A 25,896-nucleotide genomic window follows, 5' to 3' on the forward strand; every position below is an offset into this window, starting at 1 on the left:
GGAAACAGTGCCGATCCATGCCGGTCCGGCGCTGCCGAATCCCCGATCGAGAAGGACGTGCGATGAAGCTCGTCGAGCACTTCAAGCATGGGCTCAACTCGCCCATCTGCCTGACCTGGGAACTCACCTACGCCTGCAATCTGTCCTGCGTGCACTGTCTTTCCTCGTCCGGCCGACGGGATCCGAGGGAGCTGAGCACCCAGGAGTGCAAGGCGGTCATCGACGAGCTGCAGCGCATGCAGGTCTTCTACGTCAACATCGGCGGCGGTGAGCCCACCGTGCGCCCGGACTTCTGGGAACTCGTCGAGTACGCCGTGAACCACCAGGTGGGGGTCAAGTTCTCCACCAACGGCGTCAAGCTCACCCCCCAACGGGCCCGGTGGCTCGCCGCGACCGACTACGTGGACGTGCAGATCTCGCTCGACGGGGCCACCGCCGAGGTCAACGACGCGGTGCGGGGCCCCGGCTCGTACGACACCGCGATCCGCGCCATGACGAACCTGGCCGACGCCGGTTTCCGCGATTTCAAACTCAGTGTGGTGATGACGCGCCAGAACGTCGGCCAGCTCGACCGGTTCGCCGAGATCGCCGACACCTACGGCGCGCAGCTGCGGATCACGCGGCTGCGGCCGTCGGGCCGCGGCGCCGACGTGTGGGACGAACTGCACCCGACCGCCGAGCAGCAGCTCGAGCTGTACCACTGGCTCGTCGCGCGCGGCGAGAAGGTGCTCACCGGCGACTCGTTCTTCCACCTCAACGCGCTCGGGTCGGATCCGTTACCGGGCCTGAACCTGTGCGGGGCGGGCCGGGTGGTGTGCCTGATCGACCCGGTCGGCGACGTCTACGCCTGTCCGTTCGCCATCCACCAGGAATTCCTGGCGGGCAACGTGCGGGACGAGGGCGGTTTCGCTCGCGTGTGGACGGAGTCGGAGCTGTTCACCCGGCTGCGCGGGCCGCAGACCGGGGGCGCCTGCACGTCGTGTTCGGCGTACGACTCCTGCCAGGGCGGCTGCATGGCCGCCAAGTTCTTCACCGGTCTGCCGCTGGACGGCCCGGACCCGGAATGCGTGCAGGGACACGGGGAACGCGCGCTGCAGACCGTGGGCGCGCCCCCGCCCCGGTCCGATGTGGACCATTCACACCGCAAGCGGCGGGCGGTTCCGGTCGCGATCGGCTTCGGTCCGCCGGAGGGCGGACGGCCGGACCGGGCGTGTGACACCAGCCCACTCGCCGGTCTCCGGTGAGCGCGCTCACCACCCCGGTCGAGCTGGCCGGACGGACGGCGCCGAGCCGCGTCCTGTTCGGCCCGCACGAGACGAACCTCGCCCGCGGCAGGGTGTTCTCCGAACGGCACGTCGCCTACTACCGCACCCGCGCCGCGGGCGGTGCGGGGATCGTGGTCACCGAGACCGCGAGCGTGCACGACTCCGACTGGCCGTACGAGCGGGCGCCGCTCGCCGCGCTCGCCGGACCCGGCTGGTCCTCCATTGTCGACGCCTGCCGTCCGCACGGGGCGCTCGTGCTGGCCGGGCTCGGGCACGCCGGTTCACAGGGCTCCTCGGCCTACAGCCAGTCCGCGCTGTGGGCGCCGTCGCGGGTGCCGGACGTGGCGAGCCGGGAACTGCCGATGGAGATGGAAGAGGCGGACATCCGGGCGCTGGTGGCCGGTTTCGCCGATGCCGCCGCGCTCGCCGCGGAGTCCGGGATGGACGGTGTCGAGATCGATGCCGGGCAGTACTCGCTGCTGCGGCAGTTCGCCTCGGGGCTGACCAACCAGCGCGGCGACGCCTACGGCGGCGACCGTTCCCTGCTGCTGCGCGAGGTGCTCGGCGTGGTGCGGGAAGCACTGGGAGACGGCCGTGTGGTGGGCCTTCGGTTGTCGTGCGACGAGCTGGCCCCGTGGGCAGGGATTACCCCGGAGCAGGCCGCCGTGCTCGCCCGTGACCTCGCCGGCCTGGCCGACTACCTGGTGCCGGTGCGGGGTTCGGCGATGAGCTCGTCGGCCACCCGGCCGGACCTGCACACCGAACCGGGGTTCAACCTCGACCTGTGCCGCGGGATCACCGAGGCGGTCGACGGGCGGACGCGGACCGTGCTGCAGGGCAGTGTGGTCGATCCCGGCCAGGCCGAGCGGGCACTCGGCGACGGGGTCGCCGACCTGGTCGAGATGACCCGTGCGCAGATCGCCGATCCGGAACTGGTCGCCAAGGTGCGTTCCGGCGCCGCGGTCCGCCCGTGCGTGCTGTCCAACCAGAAATGCCGCGTGCGCGACAACCGCAACCCGATCGTCGCCTGTATCGGCGAACCCCGCAGCGGCCACGAAACCGAGGACCCCGCGCTCACCGGGACGGACGCGCCGCGCGAGGTGCTGGTGATCGGCGGCGGCCCGGCCGGGCTGGAGGCGGCCCGCGTGCTCGCGCTGCGCGGGCACCGCGTCGAACTGGCCGAACGCTCCGACCGCCTGGGCGGCCTGCTGCGCGTGGCCGCGCAGGTCGGCGGCCGAGAACGCCTGGCGCGGCTGGCCGACTGGCTGGAGGGCGAGGTGCGCCGCCTCGGGGTGCGCGTCTCCACCGGGGTCGAGGTGAGCGCACCGGACCGGGAGGCGATCGTGGCCACCGGATCGGTGGCCGGGCCCCGGAACTACACCGTGCACGGGGGCACCGTGCTCGATGTCGTGGACCTGCTGTCCGGGGCGGCGCTGCCGGACGGGCCGGTGGTGGTGGCCGACCCGGTGGGCGACTACGTGGGCGCCGGAGTCGCGGAGCTGCTGGCCGCCCAGGGCAGGCCGACCGCGATCGTGAGCCAGGACCAGGTGATCGGCACCCAGCTGGCGCTCACCGGCGATCTCGCCGACGCGAACGCGAGGCTGCAGCGGGCCGGGGTGACACTGGCCAAGCGGTCGGTGCTGCGTGCGGTGCACGACGGTCACGTCGTGCTCCAGGACCGGTTCACCGCGCAGCGGCGCGAGCTGCCCTGCGCCGTCGTAGTCCACTGTGGACACCGGTTGCCGGACGAGACCCTCGGCGGGCGGTGGCGCGCGGGCGACTGCGTGGCGCCCCGCACCGTGCACGAAGCGATCCTGGAGGGCCGTCGCGCGGCGATGGCGCTGTCCCGGGAAGGAATCCTGCTATGACCGGCGGTCGGTACAAGTACCTGTTCGCCCCGCTGCGGGTCGGTCCGCTGGTGGTGCGCAACCGGATCGTGTTCTCCGCGCACCTGACCAACTACGCGGCCGAGGGGCTGCCCAGCGAGCAGCACGCCGAGTACTACGCCGCCCGTGCGGCGGGCGGTGCCGGCCTGATCATCACCGAGGAGCACTCGACGCACCGGACGGACTGGCCGTACGAGAAGCTGATCCACGGCTTCCACCGTTCGGCCGTTCCGGGTTACCGCCGCATCACCGAGGCGGTCCACGCGCACGGGGTGCCGATCCTCGCCCAGCTCAACCACAACGGCGGGCAGGCCTCGTCGATGTATTCGCGGCTGCCGGTCTGGGCGCCCTCGCCGGTGCCCGACCCCATGTTCCGCGAGGTGCCCAAGGCCATCGACACCCACGAGATCGCCGAGGTGGTCGCCGGATACGGCACCGTCGCGGGGCACTGCGCCGAGGGCGGTTTCGACGGGGTGGAACTGCAGTGCTCGCATTCCTCGATCGTGCGGGGATTCCTGTCCCCGGCGACGAACCTGCGCACCGACGCCTACGGCGGTTCGCTGGCCAACCGGGCGCGCATCCTGCTGGAGATCATCGACGCGGTGCGCGAGGCGATCGGGCCGGGCCGGGCGCTGGGCGTGCGGCTGTGCGGTGACGAGCTGATCGAGGGCGGCACGACGATCGGCGAAGCGGTCGAGGTGGCCAGGATGGTGGAGGCGACCGGGAAGGTCGACTACATCAACACCTCGATCGGGGTGGCCACCTCCACCCTGTTCATGATCGAGGCCTCGATGGCCATCCCGCCCGGGTACGCGCTGTTCATCTCCAACGCCATCCGGCAGGCCGTGCGGCTGCCGGTGATCGGGGTGGGCCGGATCAAGGACCCGGTGCAGGCCGAACGGGCGCTCGCCGAGGGGCACTGCGATCTGGTCGGCGTGGTCCGCGGGCAGATCGCGGACGCCGACTTCGTGGCCAAGGCGCGGGCCGGGCACGCCACCGAGATCCGCACCTGCCTGTCCTGCAACCAGGAGTGCGTCGGCCGGATGGGGCTCAACCGCTGGCTGGGCTGCATCGAAAACCCGCGCACCGGCCGGGAGAGCGTCCCGTTGCCGCCGCCGGGCCCGCGGCCGAAGCGGGTGCTGGTGGTGGGCGGCGGTCCCGCGGGGCTGCAGGCCGCTTCCACGGCCGCGCAGCGCGGGCACCACGTGACCCTGTTCGAGCGCCGGGAGCACACCGGTGGGCAGGTCGCGGTGGCCGCGAGCGTGCCCAGCCGCGCCGAATTCCTCGACGTGGTCCGGAACCTGCTCGCCGAATGCCAGCGCTACGGCGTGGACGTCAAGACCGGGGCCGAGGTCACCGCGGACGAACTGCGTGCCGAGGCACCGGACGCGGTGGTGCTGGCCACCGGGGCGAAACCGCTCGCGCCGTACTGGGCGGGCGGGCTGGACCGGGTGGTGGACGTGCGCGACGTGCTGGAGGGCCGCGCGGCGCCCGAGGGTGAGGTCGTCGTGATCGACGATCTCGGGTTCCACCAGGCGACCTCGGTCGCCGAACTGCTCGCCGACCGCGGCTGCCGGGTCCGGATCTCCACCTCCGGCATGGTGGTCGGCCAGGATCTCGGCATCACCCTGGACATGGAGACGTTCAACGTGCGGGCCCACGCCAAGGGAATTTCCCAGCACACCGACGAGGTCGTGCTCGGCGCGTCCGAAAAGGACGGACGGGTCGCGCTGCAGGTGCTCACCCACACCACGGGCACCACCACCGAGCTCGAATGCGACTGGGTGGTGTGCGCGACGCATCAGGCCCCCGAGGACGACCTGTGGCACCAGCTCAGGGACGCCCCGTTCCCGGTGCACCGGGCCGGGGACTGCCTGACGCCGCGCCGCGCGCACGCCGCGGTGATCGAAGGCCACCGGGTGGGGGTGGCACTGTGAACACCCCTGTGGACACTCCTGTGGACACCCCCGTAAGCACCGTAGCCGTCATCGTCGTGCGGGACGGGGTGCTGCCGCTGGGCGCGGACGAGACCGTCGCGGAAGCCGGTGGGGAAGCGCTGCTGGCCGGTACCGGCGTGAAGGAGGCCGCGGGCGAACTGGTCTCCCTGCGGAACGGACGGCTGGCCGAAAACGGCGCGTTCGCCCCGGGCCGCTGGGCGCGGCAGCTGGCCGCCGTGCTGTCCGGCACCGAACGGATCCTGCTGCCGTCCTCACCGGACGGTCGCGATCTGGCGCCCCGGCTGGCCGCCGAACTGGGGCGGCCGCTGCTGCCGGGTGCGATCCGGGTGACCGGCGGCGGGGCGGAGCTGGCCCGCTGGGACGACCGCGCCTGCGTCGGGCTGGCCGTGGACGGCCCCTTCGTGGCCACCCTGCGGCCCGGGGTGCGGGGCGCCGCTCCCGCCGGGGAACCGGCCGTGCTCACCGAGCTGGCGCTGCCCGGCCTGGCAGACACGCCGGGCACCGGGCCGGACGTGACCGTGCTGGAGGTCCTGGATCCCGAACCGGGCACGGTGGATTTGGCCGAGGCGCCGCGGATCTTCGGTGCCGGGGCCGGGCTCGGGCACGGCGAACTCGACGGCCCGGCGGTCGTCGGCCTGCTGGGCCGGGTGGCCTCGGTCGTGGGGGCCTCGGTCGGCGCGACCCGCGTGGTCACCGACGCGGGCTGGACCGGTTACCAGCGCCAGATCGGCACCACCGGGGTGGTGGTCAAGCCCGAGCTGTACGTGGCGTTCGGCATCTCCGGCGCCGCGCAGCACATCGGCGGGCTCGGCGATCCGGCGCACGTGGTGAGCATCAACCTCGATCCTTCGTGCCCGATGACCGCGATGGCGGACCTGGGCATCGTCGCGGACGCGCAGGCCGTGCTGCTCGAACTGGCCCGAATGCTGGAGGTGCGGTCATGACCCACGCGGGTCCCGGTTCGAAGTCCGTGGTGCTTGGGGAGGAGGAAGCGGCGACCCGCACCTTCGACGTGGTGGTGGTCGGCGCCGGGCCTGCCGGTTCGGCCGCCGCGATGGAGGCCGCCAGGGCCGGACTGTCCGTCGCGCTGGTCGAGCGCGGCCCGTTTCCGGGGGCCAAGAACGTCTACGGCGGCGTGGTCTACGGCCGCATCCTCGACGAGCTGATCCCCCGGTGGTGGGAGCGGATGCCGGTGCAGCGCTGGGTGACCCGGCGCTCGACGATGGTGATGACCCCGTCCCAGGCGCTCACCGTCGACTTCCGCACCGAGGACTGGGGCCGCCCCCCGTACAACGGGGCGACCGCGTTCCGGGCGGATCTCGACGGCTGGCTCGCGGAGCAGGCGGTTGAGGCGGGTGCGGTGCTGGTGACCTCCACCGTGGTCACCGGGCTGCTGAAGGACGCCTCGGGGGCGGTGGCCGGGGTGCGCACGGACCGGCCCGACGGCGATCTCACGGCCCGCGTGGTGATCGCCTGCGACGGCGTGAACTCGTTCCTGGCCAAGGAAGCCGGGATGTTCCCGGACGAGCACCAGGCCGAGCACCTCACCCTGGGGGTGAAGCAGACACTGGCGCTGCCCCGCGAAACCCTCGAAGAACGGTTCGCGATCAGCGGCCGCGACGGGGTGGACATCGAGATGCTCGGCTGCACGCGCGGCATCCCCGGCGGCGGGTTCCTCTACACCAACCTCGAATCGGTCAGCCTCGGCGTGGTGCTCGGGCTGACCGGGGTGCGCGAGGCGAAGACCCGTCCGGAAGAGATCCTCGCCGAGCTCAAGCGGCATCCGGCGATCGCCCCGCTGATCCGGGGCGGCGAGCAGATCGAGTACTCGGCGCACCTCATCCCGGAGGGCGGCTACCGGTCGATGCCGGAGCTGGCCGGGGACGGCATCCTGATCGCCGGGGACGCCGCGGCGATGTGCCTGGCGGCCGGGATCTGGCTGGAGGGCGTCAACTTCGCGCTCGGCGCCGGGATGTACGCGGGCCGGGCCGCGGCGGCCGCGATCGGCGCCGGGGACACCTCGCGGCGCGGGCTTTCCGGGTACCGGAAACTGCTGGAGTCCTCGTTCGTCCTGGCCGACCACCGCAGGCTGCGGGACTTCCCCGGGCTGGTGCTGTCCGACCGGATGCAGCGGAACTACCCCGGCTTGGTGTGCGATCTGGTCCAGGGAATGTTCCAGGTGGACAACCCGCGGCCGAAACCGGGCCTGCGCAGGCTCCTGCGGCGCAGCGCCAGGGACAACGGGGTCCGCCTGCGGGATCTCGTCCGCGACAGCTGGACCGGAATGCGAGGACTGCGATGACCGAGCGGCGTTACCAGGAACGGGCGTTCGACGACGTGATGTCCACTGTGGAGTTCCGGGTGGCCGAACGCCCGCACATCACCGTGGACACCGAGATCTGCCGTTCTTGCACCACCAAGGCGTGCGTGCACGCCTGCCCGGCCGACCTGTTCGTGCCGACCAGCGAGGGCGGCATCCTGTTCAACTACGAACAGTGCTTCGAATGCGGCACCTGCTACCAGATCTGCAACAACGAGGGTGCGATCAGCTGGAGCTACCCGGACGGCGGCCACGGCGTCGTCTTCAGGAAGGGATGAGACGAGAATGCTGGTCGTGGCTGCACTGCGCTGGAGTGACCAGCGCGCGTCGGTGGACCCGCTCACAGGTGAGGTGCGCACCGACGCCAGGACCAGCGGGGCCTCGGCCGCCGACCGGGCCGCGCTGGAACACGCGTTGCGGCTCGCCGAAGCGTTCGGTGGCCGGTGCCTCGCGGTGACGGTCGGGCCCGCGGAGGCGGAGGAGATGCTGCGGGAGGCGCTGGCCGCCGGGGCACACGAGGTGCTGCGGATCGAGGGGCCGGAGCCGGGCCGGACGGTCGGTGAGGACGGGCACGACACCGCCCGCCTGCTGGCCGCCGGTCTGCCGGCGCGGCCGGACATCGTGGTCTGCGGCGACCGTTCCGCCGATCGCGGAACCGGCAGCACCCCCGCGTTCCTCGCGCACGAACTGGGGGCCTGCCAGGCGCTCGGCCTGCTGGAGCTGAGCGTGGAGGACGGCCGGTTGCGGGCGCTGCGGCGGCTCGACGGCGGGCGGCGGGAACGGCTGGCGGTGAGCCTGCCCGCGGTCTGCTCGGTGGAACCGGCGGGCACGCTGCTGCGGCGTGCTTCCCTGCCCGCCGTGCTCGCCGCGCGGCGCGCCGAGGTGCCCTCGGTACCCGCGGTAGCCCCTGCGGACGCCGCGTCCGGGCACGGTTCCGCCGGTGTGGTGCGGCCGTACCGGCCGCGGCCCCGCGTGCTGCCCGCCCCGGCCGGGGCCGAACCGCACCAGCGCCTGCTCGCGCTCACCGGCGCGCTCGTGGAACGCACGCCACCGAAGGTGCTCCGGCCGGAAACCCCCGCCGAGGCGGCCCGCGAGCTGCTGGACTACCTGCGCGAACGCGGGTACCTGTCGTGAGCCGGGTCGCCGTGGTCACCGGGGCGGCCCGCGGGATCGGGGCCGCCGTGGTGGACCGGCTCGCCGTCGATGGCTGGCGGGTGGTCGCGGTGGACGTGTGCGCGGACCTTCCCGGCGCGCGGTATCCGTTGGCACGGCGGGAAGAGCTCGCGGCCCTGGCACACCGCTGGCCGGGTTCGGTCCTCGACGTCGTGGCCGACGTGCGGGACCCCGCGGCGCTGACCGAAGCCGTCGCGCTCGCCGAGCGCGAGTTCGGCGGCCTGGACGCCGCGGTCGCCGCCGCGGCGCTCATGGCGGGCGGGAAACCGTTGTGGGAGACCGAAGACGCCGAATGGGACGCGCTGTTCGACACCGGGGTGCGCGGCGTGTTCAACCTGGCCCGCGCCGCCGTCCCGGCGCTGCTGCGTCGCGGGCAGCCCCGCTCGGGCCGGTTCGTCGCGCTCGCTTCGGCGGCGGCGCACCGGGGGCTGTGGCATCTGGCGGGGTACAACGCGGCCAAGCATGCGGTGGTCGGGCTGATCCGGGGCCTGGCCACGGATCTGCGCGGCACCGGGGTGACCGCCACGGCGGTGTCTCCCGGCTCCACCCGCACCGCGATGCTCGACGCGACCGCGGACCTCTACGACCTCGGCGACGTCGAGGAGTTCGCGCAGCACCAGCTCGTGGAACGGCTGCTCGAACCGGACGAGGTGGCGGCGGCCGTCTGCTGGCTGTGCGGCGAACAGTCCTCGGCGATCACCGGCACCGTCGTGCACGCCGACGGAGGCTTCACGGCGTGAAACTCTGGTTGCGGTTCGATCCGGGCACGCGGAGCTTCGGCCGGGTGCTCGTCGGAGGCGCGCCGCTGCGGGTGCTCCGGCTGTCCGCGGCGGGGGCGGATCTGGTGGCGCGGTGGCGGGACGGCGCGGAGGTCGGGGAGGGCAAGGCCCGGCGCACGCTCGCCGGCCGGCTGATCGACGCCGGGATGGCGCATCCCGACTACCGCCGGTCGAGCCTGTCCACCGCCGACGTCACCGTGGTGATGCCGGTACGGGACTTCGACGGCCCGCTGCCCGCCGGGCGCACCGTGGTGGTCGACGACGGCTCACGGATCCCCGTCGAGGGCGCGGCCCACCGCCACGAGACGGCGCGCGGCCCCGCCGCCGCCCGCAACACCGGCTGGCGCACCGTGACGACGGAACTGGTCGCCTTCCTCGACGCCGACACCGAACCGGTGCCCGGCTGGCTGGAAACCCTCCTGCCGCATTTCGAAGATCCCGCCGTGGCCGCGGTCGCGCCGCGCGTGCGAAGCGTGCCGGGGCCCTCCGCGCTCGCCCGGTACGAGCGGGTCCGCTCGGCGCTGGACCTCGGCCCGGACCCGGCCCCGGTGCGGCCCGGCGGCCGCGTCACCTACCTGCCCACCGCCGCGCTGGTGGTGCGCACGTCCGCGCTGCGCGAGGCAGGAGGGTTCGACGAGGGCCTGCGCTACGGCGAGGACGTGGACCTGATCTGGCGGCTCGTCGCGCACGGCCACCGGGTGCGGTACGAGCCCGCCGCGGAGGTGCTGCACGCGCCGAGACCGACCTGGCGGGCCTGGCTGGAACAGCGGTTCCGTTACGGCACTTCGGCGGCGCCGCTGGCCCGGCGACACGGACGCCGGGCGGTGGCGCCCGTGCGCGTCTCCGGCTGGACGGCACTGGTGTGGGGGCTGGCGGCGGCGGGACGGCCCTTGCCCGCGGCGGCCCTCGCGCTGGGCACCGCCGCCCTGCTGCCCCGCAAACTGCGGCCGGTCGGCCTGCCCGCACGCCGGTCGCTGCTGATCGCGCTGCGGGGACACCTCGGCGCCGGGCACTACCTCGCCGAGGCGCTCACCCGCACCTGGGGACCGCTCGCGATACCGGTGCTCGCGGCCCGGCGGAAGGGGCGGGTCGTGCTCGCCCTGGCGCTGGCTCGCCACCTGCGGGAATGGGCGGTGTGCAGGCCCGGCCTCGATCCGGCGCGTTGGCTCCTCGCCCGCGTCGCCGACGACCTCGCGTACGGGGCGGGGGTGTGGCGGGGCTGTGCCCGTGAGCGCACGATGGCGCCGCTGATCCCCGATCTGTCGTCCTGGCCGGGCAAACCATGACCGGACTGTCCGGGCTGAGCTGGCCCGAGCTGACCGGCCCCCGGCTGCTCGCGGTGCCGCTCGGCGCCGTCGAGCAGCACGGGCCCCATCTGCCGTTCACCGTGGACACCGAGATCGCGGTGGCCCTGTGCGAGCGGCTCGCCCTCCGCCGCGCGGGCGTCGTGGTCGCTCCCGCCCTGCCCTACGGTTCCAGTGGGGAACACGCCGGTTTCGCCGGGACGCTGTCCATCGGGCAGGAAGCCACCGAAACGGTGCTGGTGGAACTGGTGCGTTCGGCCGACGCGTTCGCGGGCGTGGTGCTGGTGTGCGCGCACGGCGGCAACGCGGTTCCGGTGCGGCGCGCGGTGGCGAAACTGCGGTACGAGGGACGCAACGTGGCGGCCTGGTTCCCGCGCGGTCCCAGCGACGACTCCCACGCCGGGCACACCGAGACCTCGGTGATGCTCGCCCTGCGCCCGTCCGCCGTCCGCCGCGACCGGCTCGCCCCCGGGAACACCTCGCCGCTGCCGAGCCTGATCGGCGAACTCCGGGCGGGCGGGGTCCGCGCGGTCAGCGAGAGCGGGGTGCTCGGCGATCCGACCACGGCGAGTGCCGAGGCGGGGGAGGAGATCCTGCGCGGCTGGGAAGAAGCGCTACTTGAAACTGCCGACGCGCTGACCGAAGGTGTCATCATGGAGGCGTAGGTGCCTGCGTCCCGCGACACAAAGAGGTGATTTCGCGTGAAGACCAAAGCCGCTGTCCTGTACGAACCCCACAAGCCCTTCGAGATCGAGGAACTGGACCTCGACGGTCCCAAGAGCGGTGAAGTGCTCATCAAGTTCACCGCCGCCGGGCTGTGCCACTCCGACCTGCATCTGATCGACAACGACCTGGTACCCCGCTTTCCGATCGTCGGCGGGCACGAGGGCGCGGGCATCATCGAGGACGTCGGCCCGGGCGTCACCAAGGTCAAGCCCGGCGACCACGTCGTCTGCAGCTTCATCCCCAACTGCGGGACCTGCCGCTACTGCGCCACCGGCCGGTCCAGCCTGTGCGACATGGGTGCCACCATCCTGGACGGGGCCCTGCCGGACGGCAGCTTCCGGTTCCACGGCGGCGGCAACGACTACGGCGGGATGTGCATGCTCGGCACGTTCTCCGAGCGCGCGACCATTTCCGAGCACTCGGTGGTCAAGGTCGACGAGTCGCTGCCGCTGGAGACCGCCGTGCTGGTCGGCTGCGGCGTGCCCACCGGCTGGGGCACCGCGAACTACACCGGTGGCGTCCGTGCCGGCGACACCGTTGTCGTCTACGGCATCGGCGGCATCGGGATCAACGCCGTGCAGGGCGCCGCGCACGCCGGCGCGCAGAACATCATCGCGGTGGACCCGGTGGCGTTCAAACGGGAGACCGCGCTGAAACTCGGTGCCACGCACGCCTTCGCCAGCGCGGACGAGGCCATGGCGAAGATCGTCGAGCTGACCTGGGGCCAGATGGCCGACCAGGCGCTGGTCACGGTCGGCACCGTGGACGAAGACGTGATCACCTCGGCGTTCAACGCCGTCGGCAAGGGCGGCGTCGTCGTGGTCACCGGCCTGGCCAACCCGGAAAAGCTCACCGTGCACGTTTCGGGCGGCATCCTGACCCTGTTCGAGAAGACCATCAAGGGTTCGCTGTTCGGCTCGGCCAACCCGCAGTACGACATCGTGCGCCTGCTGCGGCTGTACCAGGCGGGCGCGATCAAACTGGACGAACTGGTCACCCGGCGCTACACGCTGGAGCAGGTCAACGAGGGCTACCAGGATCTGCGGGACGGCAAGAACATCCGCGGCGTGATCCTGCACGACGCCGCCTGACCCCACCACCCCGGAAGGGCGCCCCGCCCCGCGGGGCGCCCTTTCCCACGCCCGTGCGCTTGTGTCCCACGCTGGTGCGCGCGAGTTCGACACTCGCCCTCCCGAGCGTGGGGTTCATCCTCCCTAGCGTGGGACACAAGCTGCGTCGGAGGTCACGCACGGGTGTGGGGGCGTCACAGTTTTGTCGTACTTCGCTGTCATCGCGTCACAGACTTCGGCGGACTCGGTTACGCACCGTTGACCCCCGGTGCGCGGGGTTCCTATCGTGACCGCGGTCATGGCTCGAGGAGGAGCCCCGGCGAGGCTGTCTCGCCGTCCTTCTCGCGTGACCTTTCCCGGTCCATGTTGCGCTGAGAGGACAGTCGATGGCAGATCAAGGCCGATCGCCGCTGCCCGCCTCCGGGGATCCGGGCGTGCGGCGCCGCCGGTTCCTCGGATACCTGCTGGCCGCCCCCACGCTCGCGGTGGCGGCCCGGATCGGCGGTGACCTGACGGTCCCGGCCTCCGCGGACGCCGCGATCCCGTCCCCGCCCGAACCCGCCGACCTGCTCGACCTCGGTGACGCGCTGACCCTGGCCGCGCTCCCCACCTCGGGCCTGATCGCGATCGCCATCAACCGCGACGGGACGGCCTCCTTCGCCGTGCCGCGGGCCGAGGTCGGCCAGGGCATCACCACCACGGTCGCGATGCTCATCGCGGAGGAACTCGACCTGCCGCTGGACAAGGTCGGCGTCAGCCTCGCCGATGCCCGCCCGGAACTGGTGTTCAACCAGCTCACCGGCGGTTCCAACTCGGTGCGGTCGCTGTACCACCCGGTGCGCGCCGCGGCCGCGATCGCGCGGGCCCGGCTGCTGTCCACGGCGGCCGCGCAGTGGCGGGTCCCCGTGTCCACCCTGACCGTCCACAACGGCGTGATCCGCGGGGCCTCGGGCCGGAGCGCCACCTACGGCTCGCTGGCCGAGGCGGCGGCGAGCAGCAAGGTGCAACAGGTCAGCGCGGAACCCAAGGCGGCTTCGTCGTTCAAGCTGGTGGGCACCCCGCAGAACCGGATCGACGCGCGCGACGCGGTGACCGGGCGCAAGAAGTTCACCATGGACCTGCAGGTGCCGGGTGCGAAGCCCGCCATGGTGCGCCGGCCGCCCACCATCAACGGCACCGTGGCCAAGGTGAACAACCTGGCGGCGGTGAAGGCGATGCCCGGGATCACCGACGTCGCGGTCGTGTCGACCGGGGTGGCAGTGCGCGGGGAGACGATCACGCACTGCATCGACGCGGTCCGCGCGCTCGACGTCACCTGGGGACCGGGCACTGTGGACGGTGAGTCCGATGACACGGTGCTCGCCAAGCTTCGCGCGGCCGCCCTGCCGATGGCGGTTCCACCGGTGCTCACCGACTCCATCGACGCGGAGTTCGTGTTCGCCTTCGCCAGCAACAGCGCGCTGGAAACCAACTGCGCGGTCGCCGACGTCCGCGCCGACCGCGCCGAGATCTGGTCCGGGCTGAAGTCGCCGATCGCGGTGCAGGAGGAGATCGCGGTCCGCGCCGGGCTGCCGGTGAGCGCGGTCAAGGTGCACGTGATGCAGAGCGGCGGCTCGTTCGGGCGCAAGCTGTTCGGTGACGCCGCGATCGAGGCCGCCGAGATCTCGAAGAAGATGGGCAAGCCGGTCAAGCTGATGTGGCATCGCACCGACGACTTCCGGCATGGCAGGGCTCATCCGATGTCGGTGTCGCGGGTTCGCCTCAACCACGCTCTGGGGAATGTGGTCACCTACGAGCAGCGGCACACCAGCGTCGCCACCGACTTCGGGCACGGCCTTGGCGAACTGCTCAGCTCCGTCGCGGCCCGGCTCCCCGTCGGCGATCTCGGCTTCTCGGAGACGATTTTCGAGCTGTCCCAGTCGATGCCGTACAACTTCGGGGTCACCACGCAGCTGCTCAACGAGGTGCCGCTCAAGTTCCACACCGGCAGCATGCGCAACGTCTACTCGCCCAACGTGGTCTGCGCCCGGGAGCTCGTGGTCGACCGGCTCGCGGCCAAACTGCGCCGCGACCCGCTGGAGTTGCGCCGCTCCTTCCTGAAGGAGGAGCGGTACCGCGCGGTGCTGGACAAGGTGGCCGAGGCCGGGAACTGGGGCCGCAAGATGCCCGCCGGGATGGCCCAGGGCATCGCCTTCCATGCCGAATACAAGAGCTGCAGCGCGGTTCTGGTCGAGATCGACTGCCGTCCGGAAACGGTCCGGCGCAAGGTGCGGGAAGGGGTCACCGGCCCGCGGGTGACGAAGGCGTTCATGGCGGTGGACGCCGGGCTGCCGATCAACCCGCGGGGCCTTCAGGCCCAGATGATGGGCTGCATCAACGACGGGATCGGGCTGGCGCTCACCGAAAGCCTGCACATCGACCACGGCCTGCCGCTGGAAGGCAGCTGGGACAACTTCTTCTACACCCGGCAGTGGAACACGCCGCTGGAGATGAAGATCATCGTGATGCCCGCCAACGGCGAACCCGGCGGCGCGGGCGAACTCGGCGTTGCCAGCTCGATGGCCGCGGTGGCCTGCGCGTACGGGCGCGCCACCGGCACCATGCCCACCCGTTTCCCGATCAACCACGGCACGCTGGGCTTCGAGCCCCTGCCGCGGGAACCGTCCATTCCCGACTCTCCCGTCGACGGCCTCAAGTACGCGTTCTAAAACCTTTTTGAAAGCGGTTTGCGTGGCGGTGCGGGTGGCGGAACCTGACGCGGTCCCTCGCTGTGGGATCGCCTCCTCATGAATGCCAATTCACGAAGCGCTGGCAGTGCTGTTCTTGCGAGGAACCACGTCAGAACCCGCGGCGGTGCCAGCTGACAGCCCACAGCAAGCGGCTCAGCCGCTTAAAGAACACACGCTAGGAGTCTTCCTTGTCAGAGCACACTTTTGTCCTGAACGGCAAGCAGGTCACGGTGGACACCGACGACCATGTGCGCGTGCTGTGGGTGCTGCGGGACCTGCTGGGCGTCACCGGTCCGAAGTACGGCTGCGGGCTCAACGTCTGCAAGGCCTGCACGTCCCACATCAACGGCAAGGCGTTCAACCCCTGCTCGGTGCCCGTGTCCGACATCAAGCCGGAGGACGAGATCACCACCATCGAAGGGCTCGAGGACGAGCGGACCGGGCAGCTGCACCCGATGCAGGAGGCGTGGCTCGCGCACGACGTCGCGCAGTGCGGCTACTGCCAGCCGGGGCAGATCATGATGGCCATCGCCAAGGTGCGCCAGGCCAGGGCCGAGGGGCGGGAACTCGGCGACGCCGACTTCGACGAGATCCGCAACATCTGCCGCTGCGGTACCTACAACCGCATCCGGGAGGCAATCACCACCGGGGCCGCCCGGATGTGACCCCGGCGCAGCCGTGCCGCATCCGCGGCGGGAAAGCCCCGCGATCACCGCGATCGCGGGGCTTTTTCGCTGTCAATAGTCTAACCGGCCCAATTGGTGTTAGATGACGCTTCCGGGGGCTCGACGGGGAGCCCCGGGAGCGACACGGTGAGGACATCGATGCGGTACACGGGGACCGAGCCGGCGGTGGCCCAGCTGGCCGACGCGGCCTGGGTGCGGATGCCGAAGCTCGTGGAGAGCGCTTTCACGAAGATCGTCACGGAGATCCCGGTGTACCGGAACGAGCGTTTCGTTTCGCACGGGCATCTTCGCACTTCGTGCGAAGAGAACCTTCGCTTCCTGGTGGGAGCGTTGCGCGAATCCGGTACGCCCGATCTGTCCAAGGCGGTTGACACGGGGCGGGAAAGAGCCCGGCAGGGCGCGCCGCTGCCGGAACTGCTGCGCGCTTTCCGGATCGGGTTCACCGAGGTCTGGCAGAGCCTCGTGGAGCTGGCGGAGGCCGACGGCGACACCGACGTACTCGTTGCCGCCACGAGGGGCATCTGGGCGCTGATCGACGACTACACCGAGGCGCTCACCTCGGCCTACCGCGAGACCGTCGCCGCGATCGTGCGGACGCAGCACGAGAAACGCCTGGCACTGCTGGAAGCGCTGTTCAGTGGCGCCACCGCCACCCAGGGCGTGCTGTGGGAAATCGCGGGGTTGCTGGATCTTTCGCTCGACGGCACCTTCGTCGTGGTCGCCGCCCAGACCCCGGGGCTGGGGCAGGAACCGTTGCCCGGGATCGAAAACGCGTTGCGGCAACGGCACCACGCCTCCGCCTGGCGGCTCTCCCCGGAACTGCAGGCCGGTGTGGTGTCGCTGCGCGCGCCGGAGGGCGCGGAGCCGGTTCTGGCCCTGCTCAAGGAGAACGCGACCGGGCGGGTGGGGGTCTCCCCGGTGTTCAGCGGCCTCGGCAACACCGCCCGCGCCCTGCACCTGGCGCGGGTCGCGCTCGCCGGGGCGATGCCGGGCACGGTGGAGGTCGTCCAGTTCACCGAATCGCCGCTGGCGGGGCTGGTGGCCAGCGACCCGGAGGCCTCGGCGCACCTCGCGCACCAGGTGCTGCGGCCGCTGCTGGAACTCCCGCCCGAGGACCGCAACGTCCTGCTGCTCACGCTGAGGGCGTGGTTCGACTGCCGGGGTTCGACGAAACTGGTCGCCGAGCGTGTCTTCTGTCACCCCAACACCGTGCGCCACCGGCTGAAGAAGATCACCGACGAGCTCGGCCGCTCGCTCGCCGACCCGGCGGACATCGCCGAACTCGGTACCGCGCTGCGCGCGCTGACCCTGTTCCCCGAAACGGCGCAGCTTCCGCGGAACTGATCCGCTTCTTCTCGAGGTCCGTGCCGGTGGTGCGGTGGAACACCTCCGCCCCGCCGCGCTCGAACGCGGCCTTCACCACGCCGAAAATGGCGCCCTGCAAGGCCGCTGCGAGCAGAACCTCGCGGAAGGCGTGCTCGGTCGAGGTGGCCTTCGGGGCTTCCGCCTCGCCGGAGATCGCCTTCCACGACTGCTTGAAGATCGCGCCGGCCAGCACACCGCCGAGGGCGCTGACGACCAGGCTGAGCGGTTTGTAGAGCAGTTTCACGGCTTCTCTCCGTCCCGTCACCTTGGGTAGCCGATCGAGCGAGTACCCGCGCCTGCCCGCTTCACACCGCCGTTGTGCGGTCCGGCACGAGGCGGTACGTTGGCGCCACGGTGTGGTTGGGCGGTTTCCCGCCCGGATTGGACAATGGGTTGGCTGCGGTGGTCACGGGTAAGGTTGTTCGTTTCGACGAGGCGCGCGGGTTCGGGTTCGTGGCGCCGGACAGTGGTGGCGAGGACGTGTTCATGCACGTCAATGATCTCGATGTGGACAAGCGGATGGTCGCCCCCGGCACCATCGTCGAGTTCACCATCGAGAAGGGCGATCGCGGCCTGAAGGCCTCCAACGTCCGGGTCGTGCGGTCCACCGCCGACTACGACGTGGACAGCCTCGACTTCCGCGAGGAGCTGACCGAGGCGCTGCTCACCGGCGTCCCGACGCTGACCGCGGACCAGATCGTGCGCGTGCGCAAGCTGGTGCTCGACCTCGTGCGGGACCAGGGCTGGCTCGACTGAGCGATCCGCTCTTCGGCGTGACACTCGCCCCCCACCGGGGTGCTCCGGTGCTCGGTGCGCGAGTCCTGATGATCTTTTGGCTATGATCTGGCTTTCTGGGGATTGTCCAGCAGCGTGGCACCCGTGTCGAGCAAGCTTGTAGCACAGGAGCCGTACACGCATGTCCACAACGCCGGATCCGTTGTCCGTCCTGCCCTCCGGCCAGAGCGCCGATCAGGTCGGCATGTACCACTGGGACGTCCGTTCCCGGACCTGGTCCTGGTCCGCGGAGATCTACCTGATGTACGGCTACCGGCCGGGATCGGTCTCACCCGGCCTGGAGGTGGTCCGCAAGCACGGGCATCCGATGGATCGCCCGCAGCTGGCGGAGGTCTTCGAGGGGGCCAGAGCCGGCGGCGAGGCGTTCAGCTGCCAGCTGCGCATCGCCGCGGCCGACGGGGCCACCCGCGCGGTGGTCGTGGTCGGTGACGTCGACCGGGACGAGCGCGGCACCACCGCAGTCCACGGCTACTACGTCGACCTGACCACGGCCCGGCTACGCGAGGCGGTGCAACTGTCCGAACTGGCCGGCGAGGCCGCCGGGCTGCAGCGGGCGATGGCGTCGCGCGCCACAATCGAGCAGGCCAAGGGCATGATCATGTTCGCGTACGGCTGCGATTCGGCCGCCGCCTTCGATCTGCTCATCGGCGCTTCCCAGCGCGGCAACGTCAAGCTGCGGGAACTGGCCGAGCGGCTGGTGGCCGCGGTGCAGACCCCGGTCGAGCGGGACCGCGCCCGCGAGTACCTGGAGTCGGTCCTCGCACGGTCGGCCAGACCGGGCGAAGACGTGTAGCCCTCCCTCCGGCGAGGTACCCGAGGCGTGATCGCCAAGGTTGAAGCAAGGAGGGGCATGAGCACCATCACCGAATCGGTCGACGTGAACGTCCCGGTGAGCAGGGCCTACAACCAGTGGACGCAGTTCGAATCCTTCCCGGATTTCATGGCGGGGGTCGAGGAGGTCCGCCAGGTCGACGACACCCATCTCCACTGGGTGACCCGGATCGCCGGGGTCAGGCGCGAGTTCGACGCGACCATCACCGAGCAGCACCCGGACGAACGGGTGGCCTGGCGGTCGGACCGGGGCCCCGACCACGGCGGGGTGATCACCTTCCACCGGCTCGCCGACGACAAGACCCGCGTCACGGCCCAGATGGACATCGACCCGGAGGGGTTCGCCGAAAACGCCGCGGACAAGCTCGGGGTGCTGGACCGGCGCGTGCACGGCGACCTGCACCGGTTCAAGGAGTTCATCGAGGGGCGCGGCCGGGAGACCGGCGCCTGGCGCGGTGACGTGGGGCGGCCGGGCTGACATGCCCGCCACGCGCGAAAAGCGGGACGCCTCGCCGTTCGTCCCGGACAGCACCGAGCTGGCCCGGTTGCGGGAGGCGTCCCGCTCCTGCCGGGGCTGCGACCTCTACCGGGACGCCACGCAGACCGTGTTCGGCGCCGGGCCGGACCACGCGCGGGTGCTGGTCGTCGGGGAGCAGCCGGGCGACCGTGAGGACCTGGAGGGCGAGCCGTTCGTCGGGCCCGCGGGCCGCCTGCTCGGCCGCGCCCTCCTCGAGGTGGGCATCGACCGCGACGAGATCTACGTGACCAATGCGGTCAAGCATTTCAAGTTCGACCGCGAGGGGCGCGGGAAGCAGCGCATCCACAAGAAGCCCTCGCGCACCGAGGTGGTCGCCTGCCGTCCGTGGCTGCTGGCGGAGATGGCGGCGGTGCGGCCGGAGGTGGCCGTGCTGCTGGGCGCCACCGCCGCGCAGGCGGTGATGGGACCGTCGTTCAAGGTCACCCGGCAGCGCGGGGTGCTGCTCGACGCGCCCGAGGAATTCCACGGCTGCCCGGAACTGGTGCTCGCCACCGTCCACCCGTCGTCGGTCCTGCGCGCACCCGATCGTCACACCGCCTACGCCGCCCTGGTCGCCGATCTGAAGGCCATTCCGCACTCCTGAGCCGTCTCGGCCGCGGAAGCTCGGCGGGCACGGACTGTCCGGAAGGGACACTGCGAGCCCGTCACTCCTGCTTGCCGCGACCGCTCAGCGCGTCGCGCATCCGGTCGATGAGGCCGGCGCCCGGACCGAGGATGCGGTTGGCCGGCGGGGTGTCCGGCGCGGATGGATGCGGTCGGGTGGGAGCGAGTTTCTTGGCCCGCAGGACCTTTTCGCCGAGTTCTTGCAGCTCTTCGGCCGAGCAGGCCTGCCGCAGCTTGGGCAGCAGGTCCGTTTCCTCGTCCCCGATGTGGTGCCGGATGTCGGCCATCAGCTTGCCGAGCAGTTCGTCGAACCGCGCGTCGGTGGCGGGTACGTCTTCGAGATCCTTCATCACCCGTTCCGCCTCGGCGTGCTCCTCGATTTCGTGGTCGGCGAGTTCGTCCCCGTTGTCGAGTGCCCTGCGGGCGGCGGGGTACACGAACTGTTCTTCGGCCACGGAGTGCCGGACCAGTTCGATGATCACGTGGTCGGCCAGCGCCCGCCGGTGCTCGGGGGTGCCCTGCTGTGATTCCAGTTCGGTGAAGATCCGTTCCACTTCGCGGTGATCGGTGGTGATCACGGAGATGAGGTCGCTTTCCCGCGTGCCGGTCATCGGAGTACCCGCCTTCGTCTTCGTGGGGTGGGGCCGGACTCCGGCTACCCGCTCCGGCGGGTGGACAACCTTCCCGCCCGGATCCGCCGTTTCCCGGTAGGGTGGGGCCGGGCCGTGACTGGCGTTCGGGTGGGGCACCACCGGGGAGCGGCCCGGGCCGGAAGGGGTCCGCGTCGGTGACCTACGTGCGGATGAAGCGCAACCGGTGTCGCGAGGCGGGATCGACTCCCGGCACGTTCCGTTGCCCGCCACCACGACGACGCCCGGGCTGGTCGCGGCGATCGCGGAGCTGTCCGCCGACCCCACGGTGGACGGGATCCTGCTGCAGCACCCCGTTCCCGCCGGTATCGACGAGCGTGCCGCCTTCGAGGCGATCGCGCCCGGCAAGGACGTCGACGGGGTCACCATGCACTCGTTCGCCGCGATGGCCTTCGGGCTGCCCGGGGTCGCCTCCTGCACACCGGCGGGCATCCTACGGCTGCTGGACGCCTACGGCGTCAACGTGGCGGGTACGCACGCCGTGGTGATCGGCCGCAGCCCGATCCTCGGCAAGCCGGTGGCGATGCTGCTGCTGGCCCGGGACGCGACGGTCACCGTCTGCCATTCGCGCACCGCCGGCCTGCCGTCGATCGTGGCCGGCGCCGATATCGTGGTCGCCGCGGTCGGCAGGCCGGAATTCGTGCGCGGCGCCTGGCTCAAGCCGGGTGCGGTGGTGGTCGACGCCGGGTACAACCCGGGCAACGTCGCCGACGTCGCCTTCGAAGAGGCACTCGGCCGAGCCGGGCTGATCACTCCGGTACCGGGCGGGGTCGGGCCCACCACCATCGCCGTCCTGCTCGAACAGACCGTCGAGGCAGCCTTCCGCGCCCTGCACTGATCGGGACCAGCCGCTGGTCGGTGGGCAACAGGAGGAGGTTCCGCACCCGCCCGCTTTCCCCGGTCACAGTGTCCACAGTGGATGCCGTGAATGCGGGAGTCATCGTGCACCTCGCTGTACGATTTCGGCGATCAGGGAGCCTGCCCGCTTCGCCTCCGGGATGCCCGCGATCACCCAGGCGTGGAACATCCCGGGATACTCGTGGTACTCCAGCGGAACCCCTTGGGCGGCGGCCTTCGCCCGCAGCCGCCGTGCGTCGGAGAGCAGCACATCGCGGGTGCCCACGAACACCGTCAGCGCACCGAGCCCGCGCAGGTCGCCGTGGAGTGGGCTCACCAGCGGATCGTCCGGATCCAGGGATCCGGCGTAGAGGCGCCCGGCCTCCCGCAAACCCGGGATGGCGAGGTAGGGGTCGTGCCGGTCGTGGTCGAGCTGGTCCGGATCGGCCAGGGTGACGTCCAGCCACGGCGAGATCATCACGATCTCCCTGGGTTGCGGCCTGCCTTCGTCCCGCAATTTCCTCGCCAGTACCAGGGAGAGCGCGCCGCCCGCGGAATCGCCCATGAGGATCTGGTCCTGTGGGGCCACACCGCCCAGTTTCTCCTTGTACACCGCCTCGACCAGAGCGATGGTGTCGTCGTAGTGGTGGTTCGGCGCCAGCGGGTACAGCGGCGCGGTCGCGGTGCAACCGGTCGCACGGACCAGCCGGGACAGGAACGACCAGTGGTCCCGCTGGATCTGGTGTACGTAGGCGCCCCCGTGGAGGTAGAGCACGTGCCGGGAGGAGGGGCGCCCGCGCGGGCGCAGGGTGTAGACCGGTCTGCCGTGGATCTCCTCGCACTCGACCGAAAGGTGCCTGCGCACGGTGGCGGGCGGTCTGGCGTTCTCGGGCCGCTGCCGGGATTCGATGCTCTCGTACAGTTTTCCGATGTCGGCGAAGGTCTGCTTGCGCCGGGTCAGCCACATCGAGGCGATCAGGGCTCGGGCGCGCAGGCTGGTGCTCACACGCGTCCAGCTACCCTGGCCGCCTCCGGGGCAAACCCGGCTCACACCAGCTCCCGCGGGAAGGTGTAGTGCCAGTTGCGGGAGAAGACCCGGTGGGAACCCTCGTAGCCGTCGAGCCTGGCGTGCAGCACGAACTGGTCGCGGGTGCACCCGAGCAGCAGCTGGGTGTCGGTTCGCGCCGACCAGCCACCGCGGGAGAAGGTGATCGACCAGTCGGTTTTCCCCGCGGCGGAAGCGAAATCGTCGGCCTTCGAGCTGAACCGTTCGCAGGCGCGCCGGGCCACCGCGAGGTCGATGCCGTCCAGGCGCAGGGTGCCCGAATCGCGCACGATCTCGAGCACCGACTCGTAGGACAGCAGATCGCGGCATACGGTCCAGCGCTGTTCCCCCGGCAGCAACCGGGTGGTCGGGATGGGGGCACAGCCTTCCGGTTCCCCGAACGGGGCGGCCACTTCACCCTCCTCGCGGCGTGTGCGCACCGGAAGGGACAGCTCGCTCGCTCCCGTGTAGACGGTCAGTCGCGCGGGTTCCGGGGGCGGCCACGCCAGCGGCCAGTACGAACTGGACAGTGACAGCCGGATCCGGTGTCCGGCCGGGAAGGACTGCGCCACCCCGTTCAGGGTCAGCTTCACCCGATACCGCTTCCCAGGCTCCAGCGGCTCGGGGTGGTCGTGGCCGTCGCGGTGGGTCAGGTTCAGCAGCCCGTAGGTGACGCGGGTGGCGGCGCCGTCCGGTGCGACGTCGGAGAGCCGGGCCGCGATCATCGCCACCGGCCGGTCCGCCGAGACGCTCAGGCGCAGCACGGGTGCGCCGAGGATCTCGCAGGTGTGCGTGAGTTCGCCGGTCTCGAACACCAGCGAACCCCCGTCCTCCTCCCGCTGGTCGTAGGGCAGGTCGGGAGGCGCGTTGTAGGAGGCCCATTTCCCGGCGAACTGGCCCACCGACAGCGGTGACTCGACGTTCAGCGCGACCTCGCCGACCTCTTCCCCGGGGCACGCGAGCCGGTGCGGCGCCAGGGGATACGAGGTCGGGCGGACGTGCGGCGAGGGCCACGACGGTTCGCCGACCCACCGGCCGGGACGGTCCTCATAGGACGTCGAGGGCGGCACCGCGTCCTGCATCCAGGTCAGCAGCATCGGCCCGTCCATCACCCCGTTGTCCGCGTCCTTGAGCCAGTGGTCCCACCAGCGCACCACCTCCTGCAGGTAGCCGATCGCCGGTCCCGGTTCGCCCAGGTGCGGGTACTTGTGCGACCAGGGGCCGATCAGGCCCTTGCGGGGCACGTCCACATGGGCCAGCAGGCGGGTGACCGCGTTCGAGTAGCCATCGGCCCAGCCGCTGGAGGCCAGCACGGGAACCCTCAGGTCCTGGTAGTTCTCGCTGACCGAAGCGTGCCGCCAGTAGCCGTCGCGGTGCTGGTGGCGCAGCCACTCGTCGACCCACGGTCCGGCCGCCTCGATGCGCTCGGCCCACAGGTCGCGCCAGCGCTCGCCGGCCAGCGCCGGATCCGGCGGCAGCGTGCTGTAGGCGAACATGGTGCCTGCCTCGGCGAGATTGTCCGAGAGCATGCAGCCGCCCATGTAGTGGAAGTCGTCGGAGTAGCGGTCGTCGGTGAACGACGAGATCACGATGGCGCGCAGGCTCGGCGGTTTCCGCGCCGCCACCTGCAGTGCGCTGAAGGCCCCCCAGGAGATGCCCATCATCCCGGTCCGGCCGTCGCACCAGTGCTGCCGGGAGATCCAGTCGAGCACGTCCTCCGCGTCGAGTTGCTCCCGTTCCAGGTACTCGTCGACGAGCACGCCTTCGGACTCGCCGGTGCCCCGCAGATCGACCCGGACGCAGGCGTAACCGTGCCCGGCCAGGTAGGGATGGTGGATGGAGTCCCGGACCGCGGTGAGATCCCTCTTGCGGTAGGGGATGTACTCCAGGATCCCGGGAACCGGACGCTCGTCGGAGGACACCGGGCGCCAGATCCGCGCGGAAAGCCGGATGCCGTCGCTCACCGGAATCCAGACGTGCTCCTCCTCGGTGATCCCGTGCGGCAGGGAACCCACCGCGCGCATGGAACATTCCTCCTCACACCTCGTCGAATTCGAACCGCAGCCCGCCCGCCACGCGCTCGTACTTCTCGATCAGCTGTTCTTCGCTGTCCGCGCCGGTGTAGACGAACGCGAGCTCGTAGCTGTAGCTGTCCTGTGCGTCCATATCGGACAGTCGCTGACCGGGGGACGGCACGAGGTCCACGACGGTGCCGGGAACCTCTTCCCGCAGGCGGTCGAGTTCCGCCCGGCTCGGCAGCCTCCGGACGATCCCGTCGTGGAACCGCCGGTGGTACCACTTGGCGCCGAGCCGGTATTCCCCCTTGCGGTAGGGCATTTCCGGCCGGTTCCCCAGGCCGAGCTGGATCATGCAGTGGTGGTTGGGCACACCGTCGACGTACTCGAACATCTCCGCGTGGGACTGCGAGTGGCGCGGGTTGACCTCCAGAACGCACACCTCGCCGCTTTCGGGTTCGCAGAAGAACTCGATCGAGAACGTGGAGTTGTCCAGCCCGAGCCCGCCGATCACGCGCTTCGACACGTCGAACATCCGGTGCACCACCGGTTCCGGAAGCTGCGAGGGGTACTGGTGGCGCAGGAAGGACGAGCTCCCCGGGTAGTTGATCGAATCGAGCGCCCCGTTGACCATCACTTCCCCGTCGTGGACGAATCCTTCGGTCGCGGCCTGCACGCCGTGCATCGCCTCTTCGGCCAGGCACGCCAGTGCGCCCGCCTCGGCCACTTCCGGGGGCAGTTCCAGGCCCGGCGCGTGGTCGAGCACGTACTGGAACGGCTCGCCGACGCGGCCGATGCCCTCCCGGATTTTCGTGACGGCTTCGGCGAATTCCCTCTCGTCGTCCACCTTGAACGCCAGTTCCGAGGAGAACGACTTCACCGGCTTGAGCCACATCGGGAACTTCAGCCCCTCCGGCGGCACGGGCTCTCCCTCGAGATCGACCAGCGCGAACCTCGGGTGCTCGTTGATCACCTTCTGCTGCTCCAGGCGGCTCCAGTACTTGTGCTCGCATCGGAGCACGCCTTCGAGGTTCGGTCCCGGCAGGCCGTAGCGCGCGCACAGCAGCGGCACCATCGTGGTCACCGGGAAGTCCCAGTAACCGACGATGGCCGAGATCTCCCCGTCGAAGCCGTCGAGTTCCCGCTGTGCCTTGTCGATGAGGTCGGCGATCGGGATCTCGCCCTCCTGCAGTTCGGGGACGCTCAGCAGCGGGTGGTACCGGTAGTCCTCGGCTCCCGGCACCCGCCGCAGCGTGCGCAGGTTCGCGTCGTCCAGCCCCAGCACGAAAATGTTCTTCGGACTTGCCACACGTGTCGAATC

The 25,896-nt window shown here is 71.1% G+C and carries 24 protein-coding genes; 19 read left to right on the forward strand and 5 right to left on the reverse strand.

Annotated elements, in window-relative coordinates; genetic code table 11:
* The first annotated feature begins 62 nt into the window (after positions 1-62).
* The 14 genes from mftC (at position 63) to ORV05_RS06800 (ending at position 17,240) form a co-directional block, all read left to right on the forward strand.
* Complete coding sequence (gene mftC / locus ORV05_RS06735) at positions 63-1,244, forward strand: mycofactocin radical SAM maturase (RefSeq protein WP_268757576.1); 1,182 nt, start codon at positions 63-65, stop codon at positions 1,242-1,244.
* Positions 1,241-3,133, forward strand: a complete 1,893-nt coding sequence (locus ORV05_RS06740) for a mycofactocin system FadH/OYE family oxidoreductase 1 (protein ID WP_268757577.1) — start codon at positions 1,241-1,243, stop codon at positions 3,131-3,133. Before mftC ends, ORV05_RS06740 begins: the two co-directional genes overlap by 4 nt.
* Complete coding sequence (locus ORV05_RS06745) at positions 3,130-5,088, forward strand: mycofactocin system FadH/OYE family oxidoreductase 2 (RefSeq protein WP_268757578.1); 1,959 nt, start codon at positions 3,130-3,132, stop codon at positions 5,086-5,088. The genes ORV05_RS06740 and ORV05_RS06745 overlap by 4 nt, the downstream gene beginning before the upstream one ends.
* Positions 5,085-6,053, forward strand: coding sequence for a mycofactocin-associated electron transfer flavoprotein alpha subunit (locus ORV05_RS06750; RefSeq protein ID WP_268757579.1), 969 nt, complete (start codon positions 5,085-5,087; stop codon positions 6,051-6,053). The genes ORV05_RS06745 and ORV05_RS06750 overlap by 4 nt, the downstream gene beginning before the upstream one ends.
* Entirely contained in the window at positions 6,050-7,411 is a 1,362-nt protein-coding gene (locus tag ORV05_RS06755; RefSeq protein ID WP_268757580.1) for an FAD-dependent oxidoreductase, read from the forward strand. Before ORV05_RS06750 ends, ORV05_RS06755 begins: the two co-directional genes overlap by 4 nt.
* The gene (locus ORV05_RS06760; protein WP_268757581.1) at positions 7,408-7,707 is read left to right on the forward strand and encodes a ferredoxin family protein; all 300 of its coding nucleotides are present in this window, start codon (positions 7,408-7,410) and stop codon (positions 7,705-7,707) included. Before ORV05_RS06755 ends, ORV05_RS06760 begins: the two co-directional genes overlap by 4 nt.
* A 7-nt stretch (positions 7,708-7,714) precedes the next feature.
* A complete protein-coding gene (locus tag ORV05_RS06765; RefSeq protein WP_268757582.1) occupies positions 7,715-8,563 on the forward strand; it encodes a mycofactocin-associated electron transfer flavoprotein beta subunit in 849 nt (282 codons plus the stop codon).
* The gene (locus ORV05_RS06770) at positions 8,560-9,342 is read left to right on the forward strand and encodes a mycofactocin-coupled SDR family oxidoreductase (protein ID WP_268757583.1); all 783 of its coding nucleotides are present in this window, start codon (positions 8,560-8,562) and stop codon (positions 9,340-9,342) included. Before ORV05_RS06765 ends, ORV05_RS06770 begins: the two co-directional genes overlap by 4 nt.
* Positions 9,339-10,667 carry a mycofactocin biosynthesis glycosyltransferase MftF gene (gene mftF / locus ORV05_RS06775; protein WP_268757584.1) on the forward strand — a complete coding sequence of 443 codons (1,329 nt, stop codon included), beginning with the start codon at positions 9,339-9,341 and terminating at the stop codon, positions 10,665-10,667. The genes ORV05_RS06770 and mftF overlap by 4 nt, the downstream gene beginning before the upstream one ends.
* Positions 10,664-11,350: a mycofactocin biosynthesis peptidyl-dipeptidase MftE gene (gene mftE / locus ORV05_RS06780; RefSeq protein ID WP_268757585.1), complete on the forward strand. Its 687-nt coding sequence runs from the start codon at positions 10,664-10,666 to the stop codon at positions 11,348-11,350. The genes mftF and mftE overlap by 4 nt, the downstream gene beginning before the upstream one ends.
* Before the next feature lie 36 nt (positions 11,351-11,386).
* Positions 11,387-12,502: an NDMA-dependent alcohol dehydrogenase gene (locus ORV05_RS06785; RefSeq protein ID WP_268757586.1), complete on the forward strand. Its 1,116-nt coding sequence runs from the start codon at positions 11,387-11,389 to the stop codon at positions 12,500-12,502.
* Between the two features lie 365 nt (positions 12,503-12,867).
* Entirely contained in the window at positions 12,868-15,189 is a 2,322-nt protein-coding gene (locus tag ORV05_RS06790; protein ID WP_268757587.1) for a xanthine dehydrogenase family protein molybdopterin-binding subunit, read from the forward strand.
* 209 nt (positions 15,190-15,398) lie between these two features.
* Positions 15,399-15,875 carry a (2Fe-2S)-binding protein gene (locus tag ORV05_RS06795; RefSeq protein ID WP_268757588.1) on the forward strand — a complete coding sequence of 159 codons (477 nt, stop codon included), beginning with the start codon at positions 15,399-15,401 and terminating at the stop codon, positions 15,873-15,875.
* A gap of 159 nt (positions 15,876-16,034) precedes the next feature.
* Positions 16,035-17,240 carry a PucR family transcriptional regulator gene (locus ORV05_RS06800; protein WP_268757589.1) on the forward strand — a complete coding sequence of 402 codons (1,206 nt, stop codon included), beginning with the start codon at positions 16,035-16,037 and terminating at the stop codon, positions 17,238-17,240.
* Here the strand turns inward: ORV05_RS06800 and ORV05_RS36435 are convergent.
* Positions 17,128-17,526, reverse strand: coding sequence for a DUF4235 domain-containing protein (locus tag ORV05_RS36435; RefSeq protein WP_407652708.1), 399 nt, complete (start codon positions 17,524-17,526; stop codon positions 17,128-17,130). The two genes, ORV05_RS06800 and ORV05_RS36435, sit on opposite strands and share 113 nt — an antisense overlap.
* A gap of 137 nt (positions 17,527-17,663) precedes the next feature.
* Between ORV05_RS36435 and ORV05_RS06810 the strand changes: the two genes are divergently transcribed.
* The 4 genes from ORV05_RS06810 to ORV05_RS06825 all read left to right on the forward strand — a co-directional run bounded on the left by ORV05_RS06810 (position 17,664) and on the right by ORV05_RS06825 (position 20,008).
* Complete coding sequence (locus tag ORV05_RS06810) at positions 17,664-18,017, forward strand: cold-shock protein (RefSeq protein WP_268757590.1); 354 nt, start codon at positions 17,664-17,666, stop codon at positions 18,015-18,017.
* Positions 18,018-18,177: 160 nt separating this feature from the next.
* The gene (locus ORV05_RS06815; protein ID WP_268757591.1) at positions 18,178-18,849 is read left to right on the forward strand and encodes a PAS and ANTAR domain-containing protein; all 672 of its coding nucleotides are present in this window, start codon (positions 18,178-18,180) and stop codon (positions 18,847-18,849) included.
* A 57-nt stretch (positions 18,850-18,906) separates the two neighbouring features.
* Positions 18,907-19,365 carry an SRPBCC family protein gene (locus ORV05_RS06820; protein ID WP_268757592.1) on the forward strand — a complete coding sequence of 153 codons (459 nt, stop codon included), beginning with the start codon at positions 18,907-18,909 and terminating at the stop codon, positions 19,363-19,365.
* A 1-nt stretch (position 19,366) separates the two neighbouring features.
* Positions 19,367-20,008, forward strand: coding sequence for a UdgX family uracil-DNA binding protein (locus ORV05_RS06825; protein WP_268757593.1), 642 nt, complete (start codon positions 19,367-19,369; stop codon positions 20,006-20,008).
* 61 nt (positions 20,009-20,069) lie between these two features.
* Here ORV05_RS06825 and ORV05_RS06830 read toward each other — a convergent pair whose 3' ends face one another.
* Positions 20,070-20,639: a hemerythrin domain-containing protein gene (locus ORV05_RS06830; protein ID WP_268757594.1), complete on the reverse strand. Its 570-nt coding sequence runs from the start codon at positions 20,637-20,639 to the stop codon at positions 20,070-20,072.
* 205 nt (positions 20,640-20,844) lie between these two features.
* Here ORV05_RS06830 and ORV05_RS06835 point away from each other — a divergent pair, with 205 nt between their 5' ends.
* Positions 20,845-21,516 carry a bifunctional 5,10-methylenetetrahydrofolate dehydrogenase/5,10-methenyltetrahydrofolate cyclohydrolase gene (locus ORV05_RS06835; RefSeq protein ID WP_326938125.1) on the forward strand — a complete coding sequence of 224 codons (672 nt, stop codon included), beginning with the start codon at positions 20,845-20,847 and terminating at the stop codon, positions 21,514-21,516.
* Between the two features lie 99 nt (positions 21,517-21,615).
* On the opposite strand, the gene ORV05_RS06840 is transcribed toward ORV05_RS06835, so the two are convergent.
* Genes ORV05_RS06840 through ORV05_RS06850 form a run of 3 tightly spaced genes read right to left on the reverse strand, consistent with a single transcriptional unit; the run spans position 21,616 to position 25,884 of the window.
* Positions 21,616-22,521, reverse strand: coding sequence for an alpha/beta hydrolase (locus ORV05_RS06840; protein ID WP_268757595.1), 906 nt, complete (start codon positions 22,519-22,521; stop codon positions 21,616-21,618).
* A 41-nt stretch (positions 22,522-22,562) separates the two neighbouring features.
* Positions 22,563-24,584 carry a CocE/NonD family hydrolase gene (locus ORV05_RS06845; RefSeq protein ID WP_268757596.1) on the reverse strand — a complete coding sequence of 674 codons (2,022 nt, stop codon included), beginning with the start codon at positions 24,582-24,584 and terminating at the stop codon, positions 22,563-22,565.
* Between the two features lie 13 nt (positions 24,585-24,597).
* A complete protein-coding gene (locus tag ORV05_RS06850) occupies positions 24,598-25,884 on the reverse strand; it encodes an ATP-grasp domain-containing protein (RefSeq protein ID WP_268757597.1) in 1,287 nt (428 codons plus the stop codon).
* Positions 25,885-25,896 lie beyond the last annotated feature (12 nt).

This window comes from Amycolatopsis cynarae (genome assembly GCF_026802195.1).
In the GTDB taxonomy this organism is placed as follows: domain Bacteria; phylum Actinomycetota; class Actinomycetes; order Mycobacteriales; family Pseudonocardiaceae; genus Amycolatopsis_E; species Amycolatopsis_E rhizosphaerae.

Coding starts and splice junctions, on each gene's coding strand:
- mftE (WP_268757585.1), top strand. CDS start 10,664: ATGACCGGACTGTCCGGGCTGAGCTGGCCCGAGCTGACCGGCCCCCGG.
- ORV05_RS06830 (WP_268757594.1), bottom strand. CDS start 20,639: ATGACCGGCACGCGGGAAAGCGACCTCATCTCCGTGATCACCACCGAT.
- ORV05_RS06825 (WP_268757593.1), top strand. CDS start 19,367: ATGCCCGCCACGCGCGAAAAGCGGGACGCCTCGCCGTTCGTCCCGGAC.
- ORV05_RS06845 (WP_268757596.1), bottom strand. CDS start 24,584: ATGCGCGCGGTGGGTTCCCTGCCGCACGGGATCACCGAGGAGGAGCAC.
- ORV05_RS06800 (WP_268757589.1), top strand. CDS start 16,035: ATGCGGTACACGGGGACCGAGCCGGCGGTGGCCCAGCTGGCCGACGCG.
- ORV05_RS06760 (WP_268757581.1), top strand. CDS start 7,408: ATGACCGAGCGGCGTTACCAGGAACGGGCGTTCGACGACGTGATGTCC.
- ORV05_RS06765 (WP_268757582.1), top strand. CDS start 7,715: ATGCTGGTCGTGGCTGCACTGCGCTGGAGTGACCAGCGCGCGTCGGTG.
- ORV05_RS06745 (WP_268757578.1), top strand. CDS start 3,130: ATGACCGGCGGTCGGTACAAGTACCTGTTCGCCCCGCTGCGGGTCGGT.
- mftC (WP_268757576.1), top strand. CDS start 63: ATGAAGCTCGTCGAGCACTTCAAGCATGGGCTCAACTCGCCCATCTGC.
- ORV05_RS06755 (WP_268757580.1), top strand. CDS start 6,050: ATGACCCACGCGGGTCCCGGTTCGAAGTCCGTGGTGCTTGGGGAGGAG.
- ORV05_RS06820 (WP_268757592.1), top strand. CDS start 18,907: ATGAGCACCATCACCGAATCGGTCGACGTGAACGTCCCGGTGAGCAGG.
- ORV05_RS06815 (WP_268757591.1), top strand. CDS start 18,178: ATGTCCACAACGCCGGATCCGTTGTCCGTCCTGCCCTCCGGCCAGAGC.
- ORV05_RS06790 (WP_268757587.1), top strand. CDS start 12,868: ATGGCAGATCAAGGCCGATCGCCGCTGCCCGCCTCCGGGGATCCGGGC.